This is a genomic window from Streptomyces sp. P17, assembly GCF_032436805.1.
Taxonomy (GTDB): Bacteria; Actinomycetota; Actinomycetes; order Streptomycetales; family Streptomycetaceae; genus Streptomyces.
The window spans coordinates 1-230 of record NZ_JAVRBF010001578.1 but is presented as its reverse complement, the minus strand read 5'-3'; the positions used below and the strand labels follow the sequence as shown (position 1 = coordinate 230).

1 protein-coding gene is annotated in these 230 nt (G+C 59.1%); it reads right to left on the bottom strand.

Annotation, left to right across the window (positions count from 1 at the left end):
• A partial coding sequence (locus tag RMT89_RS45745; protein ID WP_315889652.1) for a hypothetical protein occupies window positions 1-230 on the bottom strand: 230 nt, incomplete at both ends.

The window sequence follows — 230 nt, the reverse complement described above, 5'->3', positions numbered from 1 at the left end:
CGACTTGATTTCGAGCAGTTTTTTCGCAGGTGCTGCTGGCGTCGCCGCTGCAGGAACCGCTGGTGCGGCAGCGACAGCCGCAACGGGAGTCGCTGGGGCTGCTGCCACGGTTGGGATGATCTCGGACCCCTTGCGGAGCCGAATCTTCTGTTCCCCTTCTTGGAGGGCGATTTCGGTCAATTCATGCTTTGCCATGAGACCGATCAGATACTCGACCGTCTTCACATCGA